At 67.0% G+C, this 631-nt stretch carries 1 pseudogene; it reads left to right on the top strand.

The window, feature by feature from the left end:
- Nucleotides 1-631: pseudogene (locus tag CO671_RS33150) on the top strand (IS5/IS1182 family transposase); the annotation flags it as partial.

Genomic DNA, 631 nt, shown 5'->3' on the forward strand with positions numbered 1-631 from the left:
CTTTTGCTGGCGCTGTGGCTCTATGCCAGCAGCGACGGCGTCGGCAGCGCGCGGGCGCTGGAACGGCTGTGCGGGAGCCACGACGTCTATCGCTGGCTGTGCGGCGGCGTCTCGGTGAACTATCACACGTTGGCGGATTTTCGGGTTGGTTGCGCCGATCTGCTCGACCGACTGCTTTGCGAGCATCTGGCGGCGCTTGCCGATGCCGGCCTCGTCACTCTCGACAGTCTGGCGCAGGATGGCGTGCGGGTACGGGCGAGCGCGGGGGCCGCCTCGTTCGGCCGCAAGGCGACGCTTGATCGGCATCTTTCGATTGCCGAGGCCGTTGTGGATCAGCTCAAGCACGAGGTCGATGCGCGTTCGGATGCCAGCAATCGGCGTATCAAGGCGGCCAGGGAACGAGCGGCGCGCGAGCGCGGCGAGCGGGTCAGAGCAGCCCGGGCCGCGCTTGAAGAGATCGAGCGCCGGCGTCAGGCGCGCGAAGAAAAGCGCGGCAATGGCAAAAAGCCGAAGGAGCCGCGCGCCTCCAGCACGGATGCACAGGCGCGGGTGATGAAGATGGCCGACGGCGGCTTCCGTCCGGGTTATAATGTGCAGGTTGCGAGTACGGCCGGTGAGCAGTTCGTGGTCG

Origin of the sequence: Rhizobium sp. M10 (genome assembly GCF_002531955.1) — a bacterium.
Classification (GTDB): Bacteria; Pseudomonadota; Alphaproteobacteria; order Rhizobiales; family Rhizobiaceae; genus Rhizobium; species Rhizobium etli_C.